Origin of the sequence: Gordonibacter pamelaeae 7-10-1-b (assembly GCF_000210055.1) — a bacterium.
Classification (GTDB): domain Bacteria; phylum Actinomycetota; class Coriobacteriia; order Coriobacteriales; family Eggerthellaceae; genus Gordonibacter; species Gordonibacter pamelaeae.
This window is the reverse complement of the sequence record NC_021021.1, coordinates 1-22,047: the sequence shown is the minus strand read 5'-3', so window position 1 is coordinate 22,047 and position 22,047 is coordinate 1. Positions and strand designations below refer to the sequence as shown.

Genomic DNA, 22,047 nt, shown 5'->3' with positions numbered 1-22,047 from the left:
AGTTGAAGGAGCGTTTACACTCGAAAGTTCCCAGGAACTCTTATCAACCGTGATGTTTTTCTGCAACGTCCGCTTATAACCATCAGGGGCAACTGCATCAATGAAAAGCTTATATATGCCGGGTTTCGTGGGGGTAAACGAACCACTGGTCTTAGAAGTGTTTGAGCCGGTTTCTTTAACTGTCGACGACCAGTCTCCTTCACTCCACAGGCCCTCATAAGCCCATACGTAGTTGTAGGTCAAACCCGTAGTATCACCCGTAAAATTGGGGGAATAGGTACTTGTTAAACCCACAAACCCCTTATCGGGCGCCGTTATACTATCAAACGACCAGTACTTTACCTCAACCGAATTTTCCAATGTTTCAACACGCCCATCGGGGTAATGAATATCAGCATAAAGAGTGTAGTGACCCCCTTTGCTGGGGACAAACTGATACGTTGACTCTTGCGTGAGCGCGCCCGTTGAGTTGAGGGTTGAGTCCCAATCACCCCAGCCATCACCGTAACGCCATACATAATTGAACGCACATCCAGCAAAACCTGCACCCGATACCGGACTGACGGTTATTGGTTCTCCGATACTGGCCACCGATGACGAAATGTTGAGCACTTGCCCAAATTTTTCCATAATAGCTTGGGCATCAGCAATACCTAGTTCTTTCAGAAACGCATCGTTTCGCAACTTGTCTGCATCGCTGGGAGAGGTGATGAACGCGTGCTCGATGATCACGCCCAAAATTGAGGCTTCGCGTGCATAGCGAATAACCCCGTAATAGTCAGAGGCCGATCCATCAGGATACCCCGCATCTCCTACACCGTAATCCTTTATCTTTGCACCACGGTTGTACAAGCCCAACGCTTCAAGCTTGGCCAATATTTTTTGGGAGAAATCGTAACCTTCATCGTGCAAGTAGTAGTTATAGCTACTCCCATTGGGGTACCACACCTCACACCCATAGGCGTCTGGAGAGGTTGCAGAGTTGATATGAATACTGACCACCACCGATGCCCCTGCTGCTACCGAGCGATCAACTCGTTCCTGAATGGTGGGACACTCATCTTCTGAGCGCGTCATGAAAACCTTGTAGCCAGCATGACGTTCTATTTCCTCTTTGCAGTACAGCGCTATTTTCCAGTTGATATCCTTTTCGTTAAGCCCGTTTGCACTCGCTCCTGGGTCATACCCTCCATGACCGGGGTCGAGTGCGATAACCACCTCTCCATTAGAACTGCGTGGCGAGGCAGGGTTAGCCAACAACGAGCGTAGCTGCACCCCGGCGCCCAACGCATTACCGGATTGATTGAGAGCCTGGTCAACCGAGTTTGATTCCACCATATTCCCTGACGCATCAAGCGAATAGACCGATACGGCCTTAACGCCCATCGATGCGTCATTGGCCGCATCCGTTTGAGCAACCAAGGAGAACGCACCATTCGGTTGCGGCTCATCGAACGTTACGGCATATTCGATTCCGTCAAGCTGGTAGCGCAGGGATGAAACCGCATAGGAACCCAGAGGGGCATCTGCACTTAACGCAAAAGTAAAAAGTAGCGCGCCGGGTGTGCTGGTAGAGCACTCCACCACCTGCTGAAAGCCCGTCATTGCCTCCCGAAGCACCAAAGTTGCGCCAGACGCTTGTAGCGACTCATCATTTAAGAGCACAGCGATGCTTTGCGTCTGCTCACGGGCAAGAGTCGCCTCATCAACGTATATCATGCCAATGGCCGCGTCGACCGTCACCGCTTGCACGCCCAAGCTTGGTTCGTCATCGACGGTTGCCAGTGAGGGCAACGTATTCGTTCCTGGCGCGGTTTCGGATTGTTCTTCAGATTGGTCCGACGCACCCTGCTGCGAGGTTTCCTTACTATCAGAAACAACCGCACCCCCAGCCGCCATAGTATCCTTACCATCATCAGCAAAGGCGAAAGCGGGAACCCCGGAAACAACAAGAATCGCTGCCAAGAAAAACGTTAAGATAGTACGCATACCGCGATTTGGCACGAACGCCTGCTTACTGCTGCGATTTTTCATAATCCACCTTTACCAGAAACGTAAGATAGCTTGATTCTAAAGATAGCTAGCCCAACCGTCAATGAAGAGGGCGCGTCTTCGGGGTGTGTTGCGCACTTCTGCCGGAAATCCCCAAATCTCGCCACCGGCATACCCGATTTATACAGAAAGCTACAACCGCACCTATTAACAGGGAGAGCACACAGGTAACAACCCATACCTCATAGGGTAAAAGAATATAACCAGCCAAGAGAAAACAAGTATCTACGACATAGACAACAAACAGGTGTACCACATACGCTATAAGAATAGGCTGTTGACCAAGCTTGGCCACGAAACCAATAACCCTATTGCCAGCACGGTTCCGTTTTTCTTTCATGACTTCACGTCTGACGCAAAAAGCGAATAAGGCAAACACCGCCAGAACTGTACCAACATAGATCTCTTGCAGCCCAAAGGCACGATACTCCGCAAAACTTAAGGCCATCCCCACCAGAAAGACTAAGACCCAGACAAAAGAAGGCGCTATAGCCACTTGTGTACGCCAAATTTTCAAACCAACACCCAAGGCAAAGAAAGGAATGCCCATAAACAACCAAGTTCGGAGTTGGGGAGATAAGGGATCGATAGGACCCCATTCGGAAAGCAGCCAACGCAGAACAAGCGCCGCTGCGCCAACCAGTACAAAAGCTTTCCCGCCCCAGCCCAGCGCTACCGCAATGGCATATATTCCATAGGTATACACCAGCGCAAAAAGAAACCAGAGATGGTAGGCTTGCGGCACCGCATTGAAATAGATAAGATTAAGCAGATTTTGAGGGGTAAGCAATTCCACCGTATAGTTAGTGCCCCCCCCCACGCCGTGACTAGCGATACCGCCAAATAAAACACCAGACCAAAGGCGGCTATTCTTGTAACCCTAGCAGTGCGTCTGCTTATAACCTCAACCTCACCACCAAAAGCAAAATACCCCGACACTGCAAAAAAGAGCGGCACGCCCACCCGTGCACAAATATTGAGCGCGGTAGACATGCCGTCAACCGGATTGACTGTATGCAACGCTACTACGAAGCAGAAGGCCGCTACTTTTAATAGGTCCAAGGCAGTATTGCGAGTCCGCCGAGCTCGCCCAATGCCCTTAGTATGCGGGTCGTGCATAACCCACCCAGTGGAACTTCGGCCACGTATGCACCCACACGCCGCCATCGGTATTCCCCTCCACAACGGTTATAGTAGTGGGCGAGGTGTCAACCACTAAAGCTGCATGAGTGATGCTTTGTGGGTTTCTCCAGGGCACGATATACGCAAACACAATATCGCCGCGCTGCGCCCCGTAGATATTGGAGCTATAGGCTCCCATTTGCCGGTATTCATTCGCTAAATACTCCGGGTCACTCTGTAAGCCTCCCTCACCCCACAGGTTTGACAATCCGGCCTCGCGGAAACACCACCAGACAAAGGTGGCGCAATACCAGCCATGTCGACCGTTGCACAGCGTTCCCCCGGCATCGAGCAAAGGGGTTTCATATTCCCATCCACTTCTATAGCCAACTTGGTTAAGAGCCGTCCACACCACTGCCTCACGGTTATCCCACGCAGAATATCCGCGAATGGTTCCCACTTTGGCATGCTCGGCCTCCCCATTGCTATCCACCACATCGAGATAGAAGTCATAGAATCCACTTTGATTCTCAATCTGGTAGGTTACCGATGACGCGGCGGTGTAATCCCCCGTCATTTGTTTTGTGGAATCCCAAGAATACCAACCATTGCGGGCCCACACAAAATTGTAGCGAAGCCCGGTTGTGTCACCCGAGACGCTCGCTGTCATTGAAACATTGCTACCCGGACGCAGCGGCGAGGGATACCGCACATCCAAACCATCCAGCTTCCATTTTTTATCGACATGGAAAGGAGTCGATACCGTTATCTTCTCACCTGAATAGGGGTCGTACAAATCGACATACAGATTGTAGTCACCACTCAAGCTGGGAGTAAAGGTAGACTTTTCCGCCGTAGTGTAGTCGCCCTCAGAGTTGATGGTAGAGTCCCACCGTCCCCAACCAGAGGTCGCCCAAACGTAGTTATAGCGTACCCGAGATGACCGATCGCCCGTCACATTGACATAATAGTCAACAGAAGTCCCCACCTTTTGAGGGGAATTCAACGATGTTTGCAGGGAATTTGCCTCCCAACCGCGCGCCACATTCAGCGACACCTGCTTGGTATCTTTCGTTCCATCAGGCGCCAGCACATCGATATATATATCATACCTGCCAGCTTTCTTTGGCATGAATGACCAGGCGGCATCTTTCGTTGCGACACCGGTCTCGTTCATGGTAGAAGACCAATCGCCCTCACCCCAGCGGCCATCATACGACCAGACGTAGTTGTAGGATGCCCCTGCGGCATCCCCCTCAATAATGGGAGAAACCGATACGCTGTTTTCAAGGGTCACATTGCTCGACGAGAGAGACACACCCTCAAAAGTATAAGGCAAATCAACCTCGACGGTCGATTGCAGCGTGACTTTCTTGCCGTCGGTGCCCATCACATCCGCATACAGATTGTAGTGCCCATGCCGGTCAAAGGTGTAGGTATGGGATGCTTCCGTTGACGCCTGACCGTTCAACAGCGTGGAATCCCAGTAATCCCACGTGTTGCCCAGCTGCCACACATAATTATATTGAAGCCCCACCAAGTTGCTTTGCGGGTCAAAGGTGATGCTGGCGTCAACGCTCTCTCCCACCAGCACCTTCGATGGGTTCACCTTAAAACTGGTTGCATTCCAGGCGGAGGTAACTAGTAGATCAACCTGCTTCGTTTCAACTGTGCCATTGGTTTTGACGGCGTCCATATAGATATGATAGTTTCCGGCTTTCATCGGGGTGAAAAGCCACGCAGTATCCGAGGTATAACCACCCGTCTCCAACACAGTGGATGACCAGCTGCCTGCGTCCCAGCGTCCTTCATGGGACCACACATAATTGTATCGAGCAAGCGAGGTTTGCGTACCTGAAACGTTGGGTTCAACCGTCACATTTGCACCCAAGGGTATGGAGGCTTTTGAGATGCTTACGCTATCAAACGACCAATCTTCGATCACCAAAATTTCTTGGTGAACCGTCACCTCGCTGCCATTGAGCATAAGGTCGATATACAAATCATACCGACCCGACTTCGTCGGCTTAAATTCATAGGAATCTTTTATGGTTGTATGGCCGGTTTCCTTGATGGTAGAGGACCAATTGCCCGCATCCCAACGACCTTCACAGGACCATACATAGTTAAACGTCACGCCCTCGGCGCTGCCCTCAAAGACTGGGCGGACGGTTATGGCATCGCCCAACAGTGCCTTTTGGACAGCTTTGCCGTTCACTAGCGTTTCAACCTGAACATTGGTGGGAAGGGTGGCTGGGGCAGCAGTTGGCATGTCTCCGCTTGTTGTCACATCGGCATAGGCCAATTCACCCGGAAGGGAGAGCCCCACGACAAAAACCAGCGACAAGAACAATTTTCCAAGTTTTGCGCCGAGCGCAGTGGGTACAGCGGGCACACCAGGCGCACTGGGCAATGTCGATTTTCTGGCTGGTGGCTCTTTGCTCCGCATATCGCTAAACTCCTTTGTATAATGTACGTTGTTATGAATGACCCGAGGAAGCTGTAGTATCTCGGTTAAGTCGATGAATGCAGATAGACTTTCACGTCGGCCCACTGTTGTTAACGCTAGGATAATACTATGTCCGATATTGATGCAAATACAATAGTACCACGAGAGATTATGGCTGAACTACGCGCCAAACAAGGGAAGGGAAGAATCTACGGCATTGATAGCCTTTTTAGCAACTTCTCTCCCGCACAAGCTGTTTCAGCCTTGGCCACCATGTTTTGGGATTGTCCGGAAGAGTTTGCATCGGATGCCTTGTCGGCAAAGTGTTTTCACACCAAAGAAAAGCCCTGTGCCCCAGAGCAAGGTTCTCTTGCCATTTATTACTATCGTATGGGCATCGGAGGCGGCGAACGCGTGACGCGCGACCTTATTAAACTGTGGAGGTCTATAGGCTTTCGCGTGTCGCTTATTACTGACTTTCCTCCCGAAGAGACCGATTACGATCTCCCTACCGATGTTCCGCGTTTCACCCTACCCCCCTTCGACACGATTGGTGGCAATGAATATGGAACCCGCGCCGAAGCGTTGGAAAGCATCATAAAAGAGCAGAACATAACTCACGTGGTGTACGGACAGTGGCTCAGCCCGCTTCTGCTTTGGGATGAATTGGTTATAAAGGCCTGCGGGTGCCGACTGACCATCTATACCCACGGCATGTTTGGCATGATATTTAGCGAAACCGATAGCTCGTTTTGCAATTTGCCAGCAGCGTATCAGTTGGCCGACTCCGTGGTTTGTCTTGACAAGGCAAGCGCTGCCTTCTGGAGCAATTTCAACAAAAATGTCTTTGTCACCATCAATCCCAACCCCTTCGATCTGAACAAGATTGCGCCAGCTAGCTTAGAGGAGAAAACGGTATTGTGGTTGGGTCGCTTTAGCGCGTACGATAAGTGCCCTTTTGAAGCCATTTTAATTATGCAAGAAGTGGCTGCTCTTGATAAGGACGTTCGTCTGCTTATGGTAGGGCCCTGCGATGATGACTATAGAGCTTTCTTGGAACGAGAGATATCAGCGCGCGACCTTAACGATAATATAGCGTTGTGCGGCCCTCAGCAAAATGTTTTTGACTACTACCGGGAAAGCAGCGTTTTCCTGATGACCTCCAAGTTTGAAGGTTATCCCCTTACTCTTGCTGAAAGCAAGGCGGCTGGCGTTCCTTGTGTCATGTACGCCCTACCTTATCTAACCCTGGCAGAACAGGAACGCGGCATTACCTCCGTCCCGTTTGGTGACCGGAAAGGCGCTGCGCAAGAAATAATCAGACTGATCCATGACACCGCGTATCGCAAGTCCATGGGCCGTGATGCGCGGTGTCACATTGAAAAAATTGCATCGTTTGATTTTAGGACATTTTGGCTCGATGTTTTGCATGGTCAGTCCGATGAATCCCATGTATATGATAAAAAATATCATATTATGGCATGGGAGATCGCTCTCAGCTATACGAAAGGCAGAATTGAAGCAACAAATCGTGAAATAGACCAGCTTATTCAACACCAAACCGAGCTACACACCTATACCGAGGCGATTGAAACAGCATCCTCCCAATCCAATGCCGTCATTACAGAGCAGGCCGAGAGAATTAAGGAACTGGAAGAAACCTTGCAGTCCACGTCCAGGGAACTGGAAGAAATACTTCAATCCAAAACATTCCGCCTTGGCTCAACGCTTATGTATATTCCCAGTAAAATTAAATCGGCAAGCAAACACTAAGAGCAGCGTCCAAAGAACACCTTAATTTTACGATAGACAGCGCGCGGGGCACGATAGCATAACCGTGCAAATCGCAAAAGAGCCAGATGCTCACCCAAGCGATTGTAGGCACCTTCCTTCAATTTGTCCCTATCGGCTAAACACCATATCAACCAGCGCTTCCACCGAGGAATAGCCTCATAGTTAAGGTAATCGAACGACCCTATTTTGGTAAGCAAGTCTTTATCGCGCGCCGCATTGATTTCGCCTTCCCAAGCTTCCATAAGGGTAAGACGGCCAATGCCCATATCATCCTCAAAAGGCGTAGCTGAAAACAAAGTTCTATCGAATGCTTTGGCATGTTGGTAAAAATACTCAATGGGCATGCAAGCATCGACACTGCGAAAGGGAAGGCGTCTGATATCCGCGCCAAAGGTGTCTATCATATCACTCACGAAATCCAAGGCGGCTTGCTGCATGGTTTCCGTCACATACCTGGTCTGGTAATTCGTCTGGAAGTTTTCAAACAAAGGAGCGGGTTCTCCCCCGCTGCAATCGTACCCAATACAGGAAGGACCAAGTTCGCTTAACAGATGCTCACGCAAGGAGCCCTGAATAGTCGGAGAAAAAGGATACAGGGTCTCAAGATGGGCACCGCTCAGACTTTTTCGATCCAAAGGCAAGTCGCAATCGATGTGTAAATAACATGCCGTAATATCAAACCCATACAGTCCCGCCAAGGTGGACTCAAGGCGCAGATTATAGCCCACATCAAACGTCGCACTTTTCCCCTGACACTTTGACGCAAGGTATTCTTTCATTTCTTGAGAATAAGCCGAGAAAGCACGCTTGTGGTAATAATGACGGTTAAAGAACGATATAAACGATTCGAAGGACTCAAGAGACTCAAACCGTTCGTCATACGCAAAACCTGCCTGCTCAATTTCTTGCTGACAAGTCACCACCTGGACATCCTGCATAAATTTTCCCAGCAGCTTAATCATCTTGCGAGGGGTTTGATATTGAAAGACTATATTACGCGGTAGCATGTGTAGACTCGCTTCGTTTTGAAGCATCAGGGGAAGCATAGCCTTGCGAGACGTGTAGAGATAGTCGGTCGTAAGCGGCAGTTGGTAGACTTTGTTTAATGCGTCAAACGCCTTTTTTGGCAAGAATCCGTCGCGTGCCACAAACAGAAGGTTCTCAAAATGACGATCTTGCGCCAAAAATGCGAGCCAATCAGCAATGGCTAACACATGCATTCCTAAAGCATAGTAGCCAACAAAGTACGGGTTTGCATTGAAGTCGCTATCTTTTCGAACGTGCACAAAGGGGTCATCAAACAGCTTATTGGCTATCATGGCATACATGCACCTGATACCCAAAAAATGCAGGCCGCTTGACTGCCTGATGGCGCCATTATTCCCTTCGGCAGCTAACCAGTAATAGTCCCCCGCATAAATATACTCCGACAACTGGTTGGTGAATAAATCTAAAGGTTTAGGAAGAAGAAACGCCTTCCACCCGCATTGTTTGGCCATTTCAACATCCGCATGAACATTATCCCCCACATGCACGAAGGCGCTTGGATCGACCTTGCGTTCCTGCGAGATGTGGCTATATAGCGTTCCTTCCGCTTTAGAATAGCCCAGTCCGCTGGAACAATACAGCGCCTCAATGCCCTCGTAGCCGCAGTGCGCCAGCATCTTTTCAATAAAGTCCGCTGGCAAGTACATATCCGAAACACAGATTACCTTTTTCCCAATCATCTGAGCACATTGCAGCAACTCTTTGCCCTTTTTGCGCCCTCGGCAAAACTTGAGTTCATAGTGCAATTCGAGTTGCTTTATGTCTTCAATATGACCAGACAGAGGGGGGCAAAGCTCTGCTAGGATTTCATAGATTGCATCGAGGGTGACTTCATGGGCATACCCGAATGACTGATAGTTCCGGTCACGAGCAATTTTTTCAGCCTCTATCCGAAGTTGTGCAAAGATAAACCTATCCTTTACCCCCACCATGGCCGTCACATCTTGTTCCATCAATTCAAACAGATCGGTCGGATGCCAAAAAGGACGGAGCACCAGTGTATCGAATACATCGAAGCTAACATACGAACAAGACGGATTAGCAAATGCGGCCTTGATGTCCTGCAAAGGAAGATGCTCAACCTCTACCGCCCGTTTATCAAAGAAATAGTCTTCTTCTTCGAACGCGGGCACCTTTCTTCCAAGATTCAGGTTTTCAATGGCACTCACCAAGTCAGCTTTATCGTCGCTGGACAAGTCGGACGATACCACCCTTGCCTGCCAGGACTTTGCCAACAGTTCACGCCACTGCGATTCCTCCTGGTAGTACGTTTCTTTCATGCCGACAACACTCAGCGATGCTTCCACAATATCGAAGGCGGTGCAAATGTCAGCTATTGCCTTCATGTCCTGCTCTTTGCTTGTGGCCTTCTTGCGCGTTGACGAGGAATCATGACGACAATAGAAGTAGAACTCTCCGTGGGTTGTTGCTAGCTTACGCGCTTGTGAGTAAAAGGATACCGAAAAAGCTATATCTTCGCACATAATTAAATGGCCTGTATACGCTTCAAGCACGCTCCGGGTTCGTTCCCACACAAAGCGCGAAAATACCTTGCTACAAGCAATATGCCACCCATAATCAAGCCCATGTTGATGCATGAGTGCACTCAGAATAGCAGGGCCTTCCAGTTCAATATCGGTCTGTTGAAGGCTGCGATTGGGAAAGTAGAGCCTTCCATCGTCATAGGCTTCAAGAAATTCATTCACCACAATGTCGGCGTCTTGTTCAATGGCAGTTGTAACCGCCAGGCGAAAGAAATCGATAGAAATTCTATCGTCGGCATCAAGAAAAGAAAAATACTCGCCGCTCATAGCTTCAAGACCGCTGATGCGAGCACGAAAGAGCCCTCGGTTATTCTCGTGTTCAACATATACCAGCCCATGGCCCTTGCTTTGATAATCGGCCACAATAGACGCAACGTTTCCCGGCGACGCATCATTAACAATAATCACTTCAATGTTTTGATAGGTCTGAGCAAAGACACTTTCGAGACACGTCGTCAAATAGTCTTCGGTGCCATATACGGGTATAATCACCGAAATCAACGGATAATTCTTCTTATTATTTACCGACATAATGCGGACCAATAGCCCCTTCACAGATAATCGCAGGCGAGCAGCTTGCTCCTTTGGCATGTGCGTATCGATACTTCGCACATTGTACAAAAGATATCAAAGCTTTCTTTTTTTTCTCATATACTCCAAATACCTGATAGCTTGCGGTACCATAAGCATTCGCTTACACGAAAGGCTCAGGAACCCTGCCATGTCCGACGCGCTCCTTCGCTTACGCTCAAATATTGGGAAGACGATTGGCTATCGCAAACCCACCGATATTGTTTTAGCCTTCTTCTTTTCCTTGTTTGTATCAACATCGATCTTTTTTGGGCTGTGGCTTGACGAAGTCTTAATGGCGCGCGAGGCTGTTTGCTTCTGTCTGTTGTGTTGTATTTTCCTTTGCCCTGTCGTTCTTTGGATTTGGCACAAACTTAACGGAAGAGCGAACATCGAAAGAGAGCGAAACCCGACACGAGCACAATCTCGTACCGTATTTCTTGTTGCCTTTATTGCCATTGAACTGTCTTGTCTTATAGCGCTTCTTGGGCACTACCCCGGCTATGCTACCAACGATTCAAACTCGTCAATAAATCAGGCGCTCAACATAGCATGGGAACCAAGTGGCATAGGGGGCCTATCAAACCACCACCCGGTTGTTTTCACGTTCGTAGTAACATTCTTTGTCCGAATTGGTGTTCTGGTGGGAAACCTTGGTTTAGGGGTTGCCCTTTTCAGCCTATTCCAAATGACCTGCCTTGCCGCCACTCTTGCTTACGTCACCTGGTGGCTTTATAGGAGGGGAGGGGTGCCACCTTGGTTTGTGGTAGCTACCGCAGCCTTCTTCGCGCTGAACCCCATCATTCCCCGCTATGCCATTACCATGTGGAAAGACATACTGTTTTCGGCAGTATTGCTATTATTCATTCTTGCCCTTTTCGACTTGGTAAGAAGTAATAGTGCTCTTCGTACCCATAAAAGCTGGCTTGTTCGTTTTATTGCATTGACGCTGGGCGTATTCTTTCTGCGCAGCAACGGCATCTATATCCTCCTAGCGACCTTCGCTATAGGACTGATTTTCTACCAACCATTACGAAAGTTTTGTCTGATGTTTCTTGTAGGTACGCTGGTCGTATCCATCTGCTGGTCTGGCATCATATCCTTGACGGGAATCAAGAGCGGCAGCTTCGCTGAATCGGTCGGCATTCCCTTGCAGCAACTGGGGGCTGCATTCAGCTATGGCAACTACAATGATACCGATGTCGATAAAATGGAAGACTTTATTCCCTTGGATGAACTCAAGACGGGCTATGATAAAACGCTTGCCGATGGTATAAAATTTAATGAAGCGTTCAACGATGAGTACCTCAACACTCACAAGAGCGAATTTCTTGATCTTTATCTTAGTATGGCGCCTCGAAACCTTATTCCTTATATCGAGGCTTGGGGCTGGCAAACAAGGGGATATTGGGATCCAAGCGTTTCATCGTGGTTGATTGTCCCCAGCGCCTATCTTGGCAACGATGCTCAAAGTTTCTTGCCCTCAATAGACAATGCCTACAATAGCGACATGAAGCATTTTGCAACTCTCGCCTACCCTCTTTTATCGGTTGGCATGCTCACGTGGGTGCTGCTTTTCACGCTGCTCTTCCAGGCTTATCGTCGAGGACAGTTGCTGCCCCTCTTGCCCTTAGCTGTGCTTATTGGAACTATGCTCATAGCCGCTCCCGCTTGGTGTGAGTTTCGCTATGTATTCGCTGTCCACCTTGCCCTACCCCTTATGATTGCGCTTTGTCTTTACGGAAACCGCATCTCTCCAATCACGAAAACAACTGACAACCGGATGAAAAAACCAACCATCCCCAATACGCAAGGTGTCCTTGGTAATGAGTAATAGAAACTGGACCGTGGCGGTGCTTATACCCTGCTACAACGAAGCCATTACTATTGGTAAGGTGGTGGACGATTTTCACCGCGTGCTGCCAGAGGCCACCATCTATGTGTATGACAACAACTCCTCAGATGGCACAGGGGATATCGCACGCGAACACGGAGCGGTAGTACGCGTAGAGCGGCGTCAGGGCAAAGGCAACGTCGTACGCCAGATGATGCGCGATATTAATGCCGATTACTACATTATGGTGGATGGCGATGACACCTACCCAGCTGAAGCCGCTCCTGAGCTTCTAGCCCCACTTCTGTCCGACGAGGCTGACATGGTAGTGGGAGATCGTTTATCTAACGGCACCTATGGCGAAGAAAATGACCGCGCCTTCCACGGCTTTGGTAATAACTTGGTGCGCACGCTTATCAAGTGGATCTACGGCTTTAAGTTCTCAGATGTTATGACTGGCTATCGCGCCTACAACGCCGTATTTGCCAAAACCATACCCGTGCTCTCACCGGGCTTTGAAATTGAAACGGAGCTTTCCATCCATGCGGTGGACAAGCGCTGGCGCGTGACTGAAGTACCTATTGACTATCGCGACCGCCCTGAGGGCTCAGAGAGCAAACTTGACACATTTTCTGATGGCGTAAAGGTGCTTCTTATGATTTTGTCGCTCTTTAAAGACTACCGACCACTCGCCCTGTTTTCCTGGGTGGCACTTTTGTTCTGCATGTTAGGCTTGATTGCCGGTGTACCGATAGTATGGGAATTTGCCACCACCGGGCTTGTTCCAAAACTGCCAAGCGCCCTTTTAGCGATGGCATTGGTATTCATTGGGCTGCTGTCCTTTTCCTGTGGGCTTATCTTAGACACCGTGGTGAAGGGTACCCGCAAGCAATACGAATTGCAGGTGACCGAGGCTTATCGCAGGTTCAACCACTAATCCACATTCGTTTCTTTAGCAGATCGCTCTCGTTCTTGCGATATTATTGCGCAAGACAAACATAGAAATCTGAAACATAGTGGTGAAATCAAGTAACGGTTAGATAAAAGACAGTCGACGGCATAGGCTCAATTGGACTGCTTGTTGACGTCGAGCCCTAGATAGGCTTCGTGCCTGGTGCGATCGCCTAATCGGGACCGCCAAGCACCTTGAACATGACTCCATCAGATCGATATCCACTGTAATGGAGCGCTCAAGCTTTCTGCCCGGCAACCTGGAACCTGACAGCATCGCCCGCCGTTTTCCCCGTATGACTCGAAGCTGTTGAGGTTGTGCTTTGAGATGTTCGACTCAGGCGGGCTGCTTTTTGCAGAAGCTGTAAAGCCTCTTCTTTCACCTGATAGGGCGTGCCCCAAGCTCTCCCACAAGCCTTCTCGCCGTCCTTCCCAACTGTTTCCCAAGTTGGCAGGCTTTCCCACACCGTGCAAGCTTTCCGCTCAACAATAGCAGCGCGCACCTCGATCGGAATGTACACACCCCACATCTTCAAGAATGTGTTCATGTGGCGGCATGTTGCACAACTCATCTTTATGCAGAGCAATGAATGCGTTTATATAGTTTGTTAAACTCTACAAACTTATTCGCGTAGTCCCCTGTCGGTGTAAGTGGGGTGCGAGAGTTGTGCGCGCCATAGCGCTAAACGTTGATGCCTTCAACCTCTTAGGTGTGGATGTTTCCAGCAATATGATTGCACCGATCTATGACCAGGCTGTCTCACCCACCTGCAGGGCCTCGTACACATATCGCCGATGAAACGCCCGCTCCAACCACCAGATAATCATAATTGAAATTGCTAAGATGCAATCCTTTCCTTTGAAGTCCAACAATACGCAAGGACGCATCTGAAAGTCATTCCATAGCAGTGCAGGTAATGCGCTATAGTGTACCAGTAACTAATGAAGAAGGCTTGCAGGATGAAACTCAATGGTGGCTTGACATAGGTCAAGCCACCATAGCGAACACGTTCTATGACAAAATTACACACTATGCAACTATGGAGTAGCGTGAATTTATGGACATAAGCATTCTCATACCCGTCTACAACGTCGAAGCTTACGTGGGACAATGTCTTAAAAGCATTCCCCACAACAGCTTGGAGATGGAGATTGTCTGTCTGAACGATGGGTCGTCTGACAAATCGCTTACTGTCCTTGAATTGGCCGCACGCGAAGATGAGCGCATTGTTATCATCGACAAGCAAAATGAAGGCTATGGAGCTACACTCAACTGCGGCATGCGAGAAGCTCAAGGACGCTATATTGGCATTGTTGAACCGGATGATTTCCTTGATGGCGACATGTTTGCTACGCTTTTCAATCTTGCAAAACGTTTGGACTTTCCCGATGTGGTAAAGTCCGCCTACTGGAGCGCGAGCGAAACTGATGACGTTGACCGGCACCTCTGCGGTTTTCATAACCGCATCCAAGCCACCAAACAGCCTTTCTGTATTGAAGACGAACCTTTACTGCTGCGCTACCACCCTTCCATTTGGTCGGCAATCTATCGTAAAGATTTCCTTGATGAAAACCATATTTATTTTAGAGAAGTCCCTGGGGCAGGCTGGGTAGACAATCCGTTTATGGTGGATACGTTGTGCCAGGCTGACAGCATCGCCTATACCAATGAGGCATTTTATTGCTATCGCGAAGAACGCACAGCATCCTCCACTAACTGCATTGCCGACTATCGCATGCCGCTGGATCGTTGGATAGAAATGACACAAGCCCTCAGACGCATCGGCGTCACCGACCGGCGCATCTGGGGGATTCACGCCTATCGCTGTCTTTACAACCTCAATATCGCGCGGCATGCCGCCAACTACCCCAGAAATAAAGCACATTGGCGTCGTTACGCAAAATACATGCTCGGTCAGATCCCCTTTACCTGCTTTGTACGCGCACTGCAATACGTGAAGTAGTAAATGGCAACATGAAATAGTACCCCCATATACTGCTCTTGCCACTTCTCGTCCAGTGGCCGCGCTCTTCTCTTGTAGACGCGAATGTGAGATAAGGGATGCGCATGGGGCGGGGGACGCTTGCCGCACCCCCTAGGAGCCGGGCTCTTTAAAAAAGCTGGCGCTCAGGCCCGCAGGTGGACGCGAATTCGGCAGGATGGCGTGCGGCGCCGTATATCCGATGAGGTTGCGCCTGCGGAAACCACATGAGAACCTCTGCCTCGCCGTGAAGCGTGGAGATCGGAGGAAGCCATGGTCTGCATCGGGATCGACATCGCCAAGAGGAGCCATGTCGCCAGCGTCGTCGAGGGGACGGGCGCACCGTCGCCGTGTCGTTCAAGTTAAACGACACGGCGAGTTGCTTCGCGAAGATGCTGAAGAGGCTCCGCAAGGCCGGCACGACCCCGGAGAACGGCCTGGTCGGAATGGAGGCCACGGGCCACTACTGGGTGGCCCTGTTCGACCTCCTGACCTCCCACGGCTACGAGGCCACGGTGATCAACTCCATCCAGACCGACGCCTTCCGCGGCGTCTGGACGGTCCGCAAGGTCAAGACCGACGCGCTCGATGCGGCGATGATAGCGGACGAGGGGCAAGTGGCTCGTCACCATCCCCGGCATAGACATCTCCCTCACCTCCGTCATCGCGGGCGAGATCGGCGATCCGAACGCCTTCGACGGCCCTCGCAAGCTCATGGGATGCGCCGGCATGGATCCTACGAAGAGCGAATCCGGCGAGACCGTGAGATCCGGCGGGCACATGTTGAAGCGCGGGCCCGGGGCGCTTCGATGGACTCTCATGTAGGCCGCCAACTGCGCCAAGAGGAACGACCCCTACTCCGGAGACTACTACGATAGGAAGAAGAACGAGGATAGGAAGCATCACTACGTCGCCCTCTCGGGTATCGCCCGCAAACTCCGTGCTCCTTGACGCTGAGTTTATCCAGTGTTTGTCAAAGTAACTGCCTTTCCAAGGCCGATACGGCTTAAGCACTTGTAATCTTATGCCTTGGTTGGCAGTCGTTTGCTATGCAAGAAACCGTGAGAAAATGGCTGGACATCTATAGGTCGGTCGGCATCGAGGTTCTAGCTTTGATGGGCGCGAAGAAGACAATTTACCCGTTCGAGACAAAGGTGGCCGCCGTCAGAGCGGTCGTAGACGAGGGGATGACCAAGCCCGAGGCCATGGCCAGGTTCGGGATAGCCTCGACCAGCTCGTTCAAGAAGTGGCTGAAGGCCTACCGGGAGGACGGCCCGGAAGCGCTGAGGCCGAAGCCCAAGGGGCGGCCGAAGGGCGCGAAGTGAGCGAGCTTTCAGGGCGATGGCCCCTCGCCGACCTGCTGAAGGCCGCCGGCCTGCCCAGGTCGAGCTACTATTACGCGACGTCGCACCCCAAGGTTCCCACGCGGCCTGAGCTCTGGGAGGCCGCCGGCGAGATCTTCTCGCGCACCGCGAACGGCTGCGGGCACCGCCAGATAGCGATGTGCCTGCGAGCCGAGCAGGGCGTGCGCGTCGCCGACAAGACCGTGCTGAAGATGATGCGCGAGATGGGCATCGGCTGCGGTATCCGGCGCGAGACCGACTACCACAGGTACGACTCCTACAGGGGCAAGGTCGGCAAGACCTTCGAGAACGTGATCGGCCGCGACTTCGGGGCCGACGGGTCGTGGCAGAAGATGGGCACCGACGTCACGGAGCTCAAGCAGCCCTGGGGCAAGGCCTACTTCGCCCCGGTCTACGACTTCGGGAGCAAGGAGATCTTCGCCTGGTCCACGTCGCTGCACCCTAACATGGCCCAGCAGCACGAGCTGCTCGACAGGCTGCTGGCCAAGAAGCCCGAGGGCGCCGCCCCGATCCTTCACTCGGACATGGGCTGGCAGTACCAGCAGGCCGGATGGTGCAGAAGGCTGAGGGAGGCGGGCGTGGTGCAGAGCATGTCACGCAAGGGTAACTGCATCGACAACGGCGCGACGGAGCAGGTGTTCGGCCACATCAAGGACGAGTTCTACAGAGGCGTCGAATGGCCCGGCTTCGAGGCGTTCAAGAGGGACCTCGACGCCTACATCGTCCACTGGAACACGAGGCGGCGACAGGTTAAACTGAAAGGACTGACCCCGGAAGAGTTCCGGAATCAGTCCCTATGTGCGGCCTAGGCCGCTTATTAGCCCGTCCAAGAATTGGGATGCGGTTCGACATAGTTAGCGGATTCTAAGAGAAGGGAAAGAGAACTTGTACGAACCGAACAGCGGGGCCACGCCGGAAGCGGCGTGGATGATGAACGACCCGGAGGATGGGTCCCGCCTCCTTCTGGAAGCCCACGCGGCACCAGACCCGAAAGGAGCGGTCACCCTGGGCTTCTCGTTCTCCCTGTGGGCCAAACGGCAGGACGGGTGGACAGAGGTGATGAACGGTTTCAACTGGGGATATTCCGACGCCGAGGAGCTTGTAGACGCCGCTGAGGCCTACCTCGGACTCGAACCCGACGACATCGAGCGCATCGGCTACGGAGAGTTCGAGAGGGCCCTGCTCAACGACGAGAGCATCTCGTCCAGGGCGCAGCGCGCCAAGAGCATCCCCGCAGTCGAGCAGGTCAGGAGAAGGGAGGGGAATCGAATGGGCAGGTAGCCCTTAGCATCCAAGAATCCGGCACTTCCACAGCATGCCGGCACTAGACGTAAAGGAGGGCTCGCATGAGCCAGGAAACACCGAAGAACACGTATGTCACGCTGCACAAGAACTTCGTCCGCACTGACATCGAGCACACCGACCGAAGGACCGGTGAGACAAGGACCTTCAACTCAGTGACCCTGCCAAAGGGCACGGTCATCGACGGACACGACGTCAGCTACTACCAGTTCAGCCCGTTGTTCGTGAACGAGTCGCGATACCGCGGCGAGGACTATCGCGATATCCCTCTCCTTACCAATCGCGAGGTATGGCTGCGCAGGAGCATCCTCGACAAGGACGGCAAGCCCGTCGTCAACGAAGAGGGCGTCAAGGTCAAGGACGTGATCAAGGTGATGCCCGCCCAGATCAGGGACGCCATCGAGCGCAACCGCGCCGAGTACCTCGATAGCCTTTCCGAACGGGCCCGCTCGGCACGCGACGGCAGCGAGAGGCTCGGCCGTGGCGCCGCCCAGCGCGCAAATCCCCGCATGTCCCGCAACGACATCCCGTTCTAAGGAGGAAGCGTGAGAACCGAGACAACCGAGAGGATCGCATCCTCCAAGATCATCAGAGTCGTCATGAGCATTGCCCTGGCGCTCAGTGTGTGCGCATCGGCGTCGATGAGCGCGTTCGCGGCTGAAAGCGTCGACGTCACCATCGGCGACGACATCCCGTACGCGGGCTACTTAACGACCCGCATGTACGCCGACGGCGAGGTTGCCTACTGCGCCGACCCGGCTGCCGCCACGCCCGCGCCCGGCACCTACAGCAAGAGCGGCGTGAGCGACCCCGACCTCATCGCTACGATGTGGTTCAGCTACGGCGCCCCGGGATTCGACGCGTCCATGTTCCCCGACACCTGGTACGACGGCAGCGGCTGGAGCGCGGATAAGTACACCGTGGCAAGCCACGTGCTCCTGTCGTACGCCTATCAAGGCTCCAAGGCCGATGCCGTCTTCGGCACCAGCGGCGACTTCGAGGGCTGGGCGCGAAGCGAGCTTCTGGGCACCACCTGGAAGTCCATAAAGGCGAGCAAGGGCAAGGTTTCGACCGGCTTCGAGGCCTTCTGCATCCACACGGGCCCCGGCACCCAGGTGCTCATGAGCTTCACATGGGACAAGGGTGACCTGAAGGTGGCGAAGGAAGACTCCCAGGCAGGCGCCGAGCCCCAGGGCGACGCAACCCTCGACGGCGCCAAGTACGACATCGTCAACGCATCCGGTCAGTACGCCTTCGTCGACGGCCGCTACTACGCTAGCGGAGAGGTGGTGAAGACCATCACCGGCAAATGGGACGGCGACGCGGGCGCATTCGTTGCCAAGACTTCCGCGAGCGCCCTTCCTTGCGGCACCTACACCGTGGTCGAGTCCCAGGCACCCGAGGGATATCTCGTTTCCGACTGGTCCGCGAAGGCTGAGATCAAGTCCGATGGCCAGATGGTTGACCTCACCGGCAATCCTTGCGGCGACGACGTGATCCGCGGCGGCGTCCAGGTGACGAAGTCCGACGTCGAGCTCCGGGCATCCGAGGCCCTGGGCGGCAACTCCCATGACGCCCTCGAAACCGGCTCCACGCTCTCCGGCATCGAGTTCACCATCGCCAACGAATCCGAGCACAAGGTGCTCGTGGGCGACAAGTGGTTCGAGCCCGGCGACGTCATCGAGACCATCGTTACCTCCTGGAACGCCGAGGCCGGCGCATACACCGCCCAGACCGCGGCCGACGAGCTGCCTTACGGCACCTACACCATCCAGGAGACCAAGGCCAACGACTCCTACCTGCTCACCGACGGCGAGCCCAAGACCTTCCAGGTCCGCGAGAACGGCGCGATCGTCAAGGCGACCTCTGCTGGCGGCGAGCTCGAGTTCTTCGACCAGGTGGTCCGCAACGACCTTGAGGTCGTGAAGATGGCCGAGGACACCAACGCCTCCCTGCAGGTGGCGTTCAAGGTGACCAACGTCTCCACCGGCGAGGCCCACGTCATCGTGACCGACCGCAACGGAAACGTCTCTACGGCCTCTTCCTGGAACAAGCACAGCAGAAACACCAACGGCAACGACGGCCTGCTCAAGGCTGAGAGCATCAAGGCCGCAGACATGGACTCCAGGGCTGGCGTATGGTTCTCCCTCGGCGAGGACGGCTCCAACGCCGACGTTGACGACAGGCTGGCAGCGCTTCCTTACGGCAAGTACATGCTAGAAGAGCTCCGAAGCGACTCCAACGAGGGCTACGAGCTCGTGACCAAGACCTTCGTGGTCGAGCGAGACTCCACCGTGGCCAAGGCCGTGTGGATGAGCCTCGACGACAAGGAGGGCCCGAAGATCAAAACCGAGGAAACCGACAAGGCCGACGGCGACCACGTGGCCCAAGCCTCCGCTGAGACCACCCTGGTGGACACCGTCTGGTACGAGAACCTCAAGAACGACGGCACCGAATACGCAGTCACTGGCACCCTCGTGGTAAAGTCCACCGGCGAGGCCCTGCTCGATGCCGACGGCAATGCGATCACCGCCACAAAGACCTTCCAGCCTAGGCAGAAGGCCGGCGAGGTGGAACTCGAATTCACCTTCGACTCCAGCCTGCTCGCTGGCGAGGACATCGTGGCCTTCGAGTCGCTTTTCTCCGAGGGCGTAGAGGTCGCTGCCCACGCCGACATCGCGGACGAGGGCCAGACCGTGCACTTCCTCGACATCCATACCGCCGCGGCCGACAAGTCCGACGGCGACAAGCTGGTGACCGGAACCGAGATAACCGTCGTCGACGAGGTGGCCTACGAGGACCTCGTTCCCGGCACCGAGTACGAGCTCCAGGCTACCTTGATCGATTCTGAGACCGGTGAGCCCGTCGTGGTAAAGGACGGATTGGCCGAGAAGCTGGTTACCGGCACCGCCGCCTTCACCCCCGAGGAGGCCGGCGGCACCCAGCTCGTCGAGCTCTCTTTTGACGGGACCGACCTCGGCGGAAAGAGCCTCGTCGTGTACGAGAAGCTCTTCGCTGCCGATGTGCAGCTCGCATCCCATGAGGACCCCTCCGACGAGGGCCAGACCGTGACCGTCGTGGAGATCGGCACAACCCTCGTCGATGCAGGCGACGGCGACCATGTCATCGCCTCCAGCAAGGTGAAGCTGACCGACACCATCGAGTACAAGGGCCTCGTCCCCAGCGACACCTACACCGCCCATGGCACTTTGATCGTGAAATCCACCGGCATGCCGCTCGAGGATGCCGACGGCAAGCCCGTGACCGCGACCGCCGAGTTCAGCCCAGACAAGGCCGACGGAGCCGCCGACGTGTCCTTCGAGTTCGACGCGTCCAAAATCGAGGAGGGCGTCGAGCTCGTTGCGTTCGAGGAGTGCCTCGACGTAAACGGCAACGTAGTCGCAGTCCATCAGGACATCGACGACGACGGCCAGACCGTCGTGGTCGACAACCCCGATACCCCTGAGGTCCCTGACGAGCCCGGCAAGGCCCTCGACAAGACCGGCGTCGACTTGACTCCGATTGCCGCGATTGTCGTCATCTCGTTCCTCGCGGGCTCGGGATGCCTGGCCTACGGCCTACGCAAGCGACGTTTGGCTGCAGCAGCTGACGCGAATTCCGAAGACTGCGACAGCGGGTCGGACGAAAGCTAAGCAATAGCCAGCTTCTGATTTCGAGATGGGCGGCCGTGTGCCGCCCATCGTTTTAGGAGGTCTATGAGCGACAGGACAAAAAGCCGAATAGCCCTTGCTTTGGCTGCATCCCTGATCTCACTTGCCCTGGTTGTGGGCGCTTCGATTCTCATGCTCACGGAGAAGGCGTCGGGCACAAGCCCGGACCCACTCGGCACCTGCGAGGAGGCCGTCCAAGACGACGGTTTCGAGTCGATAGACTGGGATTACTGGCTTTCCGTGAACCCGGATATCATCGGATGGATCAACGTCCCCGGGACTGGGATCGACTATCCAATCGTCCAGGGCAACTCTGGGGATCCCGGCTACTACCTCCATCACGATGCAGGCAAGAGATGGGACTA

The 22,047-nt window shown here is 53.3% G+C and carries 15 protein-coding genes and 3 pseudogenes; 12 read left to right on the top strand and 6 right to left on the bottom strand.

What is annotated here, in order from left to right:
* From GPA_RS17060 to GPA_RS17675, 4 genes and pseudogenes are all read right to left on the bottom strand, one after another.
* On the bottom strand, positions 1 to 2,034 hold a 2,034-nt coding region (locus tag GPA_RS17060), incomplete at its 3' end, for an N-acetylmuramoyl-L-alanine amidase family protein (protein WP_167536561.1).
* 58 nt (positions 2,035 to 2,092) lie between these two features.
* Positions 2,093 to 2,887, bottom strand: coding sequence for an acyltransferase family protein (locus GPA_RS19845; protein WP_331429814.1), 795 nt, complete (start codon positions 2,885 to 2,887; stop codon positions 2,093 to 2,095).
* Between the two features lie 29 nt (positions 2,888 to 2,916).
* A pseudogene (locus tag GPA_RS20540) lies at positions 2,917 to 3,171 on the bottom strand (acyltransferase family protein); the annotation flags it as partial.
* A complete protein-coding gene (locus tag GPA_RS17675) occupies positions 3,152 to 5,623 on the bottom strand; it encodes a CHAP domain-containing protein (protein WP_156790879.1) in 2,472 nt (823 codons plus the stop codon). The gene GPA_RS17675 and the pseudogene GPA_RS20540, both read right to left, overlap by 20 nt.
* 129 nt (positions 5,624 to 5,752) lie before the next feature.
* Here GPA_RS17675 and GPA_RS00065 point away from each other — a divergent pair, with 129 nt between their 5' ends.
* Positions 5,753 to 7,396, top strand: a complete 1,644-nt coding sequence (locus GPA_RS00065; protein ID WP_083808769.1) for a glycosyltransferase — start codon at positions 5,753 to 5,755, stop codon at positions 7,394 to 7,396.
* On the opposite strand, the gene GPA_RS00060 is transcribed toward GPA_RS00065, so the two are convergent.
* On the bottom strand, positions 7,393 to 10,599 hold the full coding sequence (locus tag GPA_RS00060; protein WP_156790878.1) for a glycosyltransferase: 3,207 nt from the start codon (positions 10,597 to 10,599) through the stop codon (positions 7,393 to 7,395). The genes GPA_RS00065 and GPA_RS00060 overlap by 4 nt on opposite strands.
* A 130-nt stretch (positions 10,600 to 10,729) precedes the next feature.
* Here GPA_RS00060 and GPA_RS17670 point away from each other — a divergent pair, with 130 nt between their 5' ends.
* Together GPA_RS17670 and GPA_RS00045 are read left to right on the top strand one after the other, a co-directional pair.
* A complete protein-coding gene (locus GPA_RS17670) occupies positions 10,730 to 12,412 on the top strand; it encodes a DUF6020 family protein (RefSeq protein ID WP_156790877.1) in 1,683 nt (560 codons plus the stop codon).
* The gene (locus GPA_RS00045; RefSeq protein ID WP_041238635.1) at positions 12,405 to 13,349 is read left to right on the top strand and encodes a glycosyltransferase family 2 protein; all 945 of its coding nucleotides are present in this window, start codon (positions 12,405 to 12,407) and stop codon (positions 13,347 to 13,349) included. The genes GPA_RS17670 and GPA_RS00045 overlap by 8 nt, the downstream gene beginning before the upstream one ends.
* 253 nt (positions 13,350 to 13,602) lie before the next feature.
* Here GPA_RS00045 and GPA_RS17665 read toward each other — a convergent pair whose 3' ends face one another.
* Positions 13,603 to 13,911, bottom strand: a complete 309-nt coding sequence (locus tag GPA_RS17665; protein WP_156790876.1) for a hypothetical protein — start codon at positions 13,909 to 13,911, stop codon at positions 13,603 to 13,605.
* Between the two features lie 510 nt (positions 13,912 to 14,421).
* On the opposite strand from GPA_RS17665, the gene GPA_RS00040 reads away from it, so the two are divergent.
* The 9 genes and pseudogenes from GPA_RS00040 to GPA_RS00005 all read left to right on the top strand — a co-directional run.
* Positions 14,422 to 15,327, top strand: a complete 906-nt coding sequence (locus GPA_RS00040) for a glycosyltransferase family 2 protein (RefSeq protein ID WP_015538586.1) — start codon at positions 14,422 to 14,424, stop codon at positions 15,325 to 15,327.
* A gap of 410 nt (positions 15,328 to 15,737) precedes the next feature.
* Positions 15,738 to 15,917: pseudogene (locus GPA_RS19840) on the top strand (IS110 family transposase); the annotation flags it as partial.
* 58 nt (positions 15,918 to 15,975) lie between these two features.
* Complete coding sequence (locus GPA_RS19835; protein WP_269446296.1) at positions 15,976 to 16,170, top strand: transposase; 195 nt, start codon at positions 15,976 to 15,978, stop codon at positions 16,168 to 16,170.
* Between the two features lie 236 nt (positions 16,171 to 16,406).
* Positions 16,407 to 16,670: a helix-turn-helix domain-containing protein gene (locus tag GPA_RS00030; RefSeq protein ID WP_231847526.1), complete on the top strand. Its 264-nt coding sequence runs from the start codon at positions 16,407 to 16,409 to the stop codon at positions 16,668 to 16,670.
* On the top strand, positions 16,667 to 17,518 hold the full coding sequence (locus GPA_RS00025; RefSeq protein ID WP_041238634.1) for an IS3 family transposase: 852 nt from the start codon (positions 16,667 to 16,669) through the stop codon (positions 17,516 to 17,518). Before GPA_RS00030 ends, GPA_RS00025 begins: the two co-directional genes overlap by 4 nt.
* 76 nt (positions 17,519 to 17,594) lie before the next feature.
* Positions 17,595 to 17,990, top strand: coding sequence for a hypothetical protein (locus tag GPA_RS00020; RefSeq protein WP_041238632.1), 396 nt, complete (start codon positions 17,595 to 17,597; stop codon positions 17,988 to 17,990).
* A gap of 65 nt (positions 17,991 to 18,055) precedes the next feature.
* The gene (locus tag GPA_RS00015; RefSeq protein WP_015538583.1) at positions 18,056 to 18,547 is read left to right on the top strand and encodes a hypothetical protein; all 492 of its coding nucleotides are present in this window, start codon (positions 18,056 to 18,058) and stop codon (positions 18,545 to 18,547) included.
* Between the two features lie 9 nt (positions 18,548 to 18,556).
* Positions 18,557 to 21,664, top strand: coding sequence for a VaFE repeat-containing surface-anchored protein (locus GPA_RS00010; protein ID WP_041238631.1), 3,108 nt, complete (start codon positions 18,557 to 18,559; stop codon positions 21,662 to 21,664).
* 63 nt (positions 21,665 to 21,727) lie between these two features.
* Positions 21,728 to 22,047 (top strand): annotated as a pseudogene (locus GPA_RS00005) (class B sortase); the annotation flags it as partial.

Excerpts from the sequence above, each read along its gene's own strand:
- GPA_RS00015 (WP_015538583.1), top strand. The coding sequence starts at position 18,056 with ATGAGCCAGGAAACACCGAAGAACACGTATGTCACGCTGCACAAGAAC.
- GPA_RS00065 (WP_083808769.1), top strand. The coding sequence starts at position 5,753 with ATGTCCGATATTGATGCAAATACAATAGTACCACGAGAGATTATGGCT.
- GPA_RS00060 (WP_156790878.1), bottom strand. The coding sequence starts at position 10,599 with ATGCCAAAGGAGCAAGCTGCTCGCCTGCGATTATCTGTGAAGGGGCTA.
- GPA_RS17670 (WP_156790877.1), top strand. The coding sequence starts at position 10,730 with ATGTCCGACGCGCTCCTTCGCTTACGCTCAAATATTGGGAAGACGATT.
- GPA_RS00040 (WP_015538586.1), top strand. The coding sequence starts at position 14,422 with ATGGACATAAGCATTCTCATACCCGTCTACAACGTCGAAGCTTACGTG.
- GPA_RS00045 (WP_041238635.1), top strand. The coding sequence starts at position 12,405 with ATGAGTAATAGAAACTGGACCGTGGCGGTGCTTATACCCTGCTACAAC.
- GPA_RS17675 (WP_156790879.1), bottom strand. The coding sequence starts at position 5,623 with ATGCGGAGCAAAGAGCCACCAGCCAGAAAATCGACATTGCCCAGTGCG.
- GPA_RS17665 (WP_156790876.1), bottom strand. The coding sequence starts at position 13,911 with ATGAACACATTCTTGAAGATGTGGGGTGTGTACATTCCGATCGAGGTG.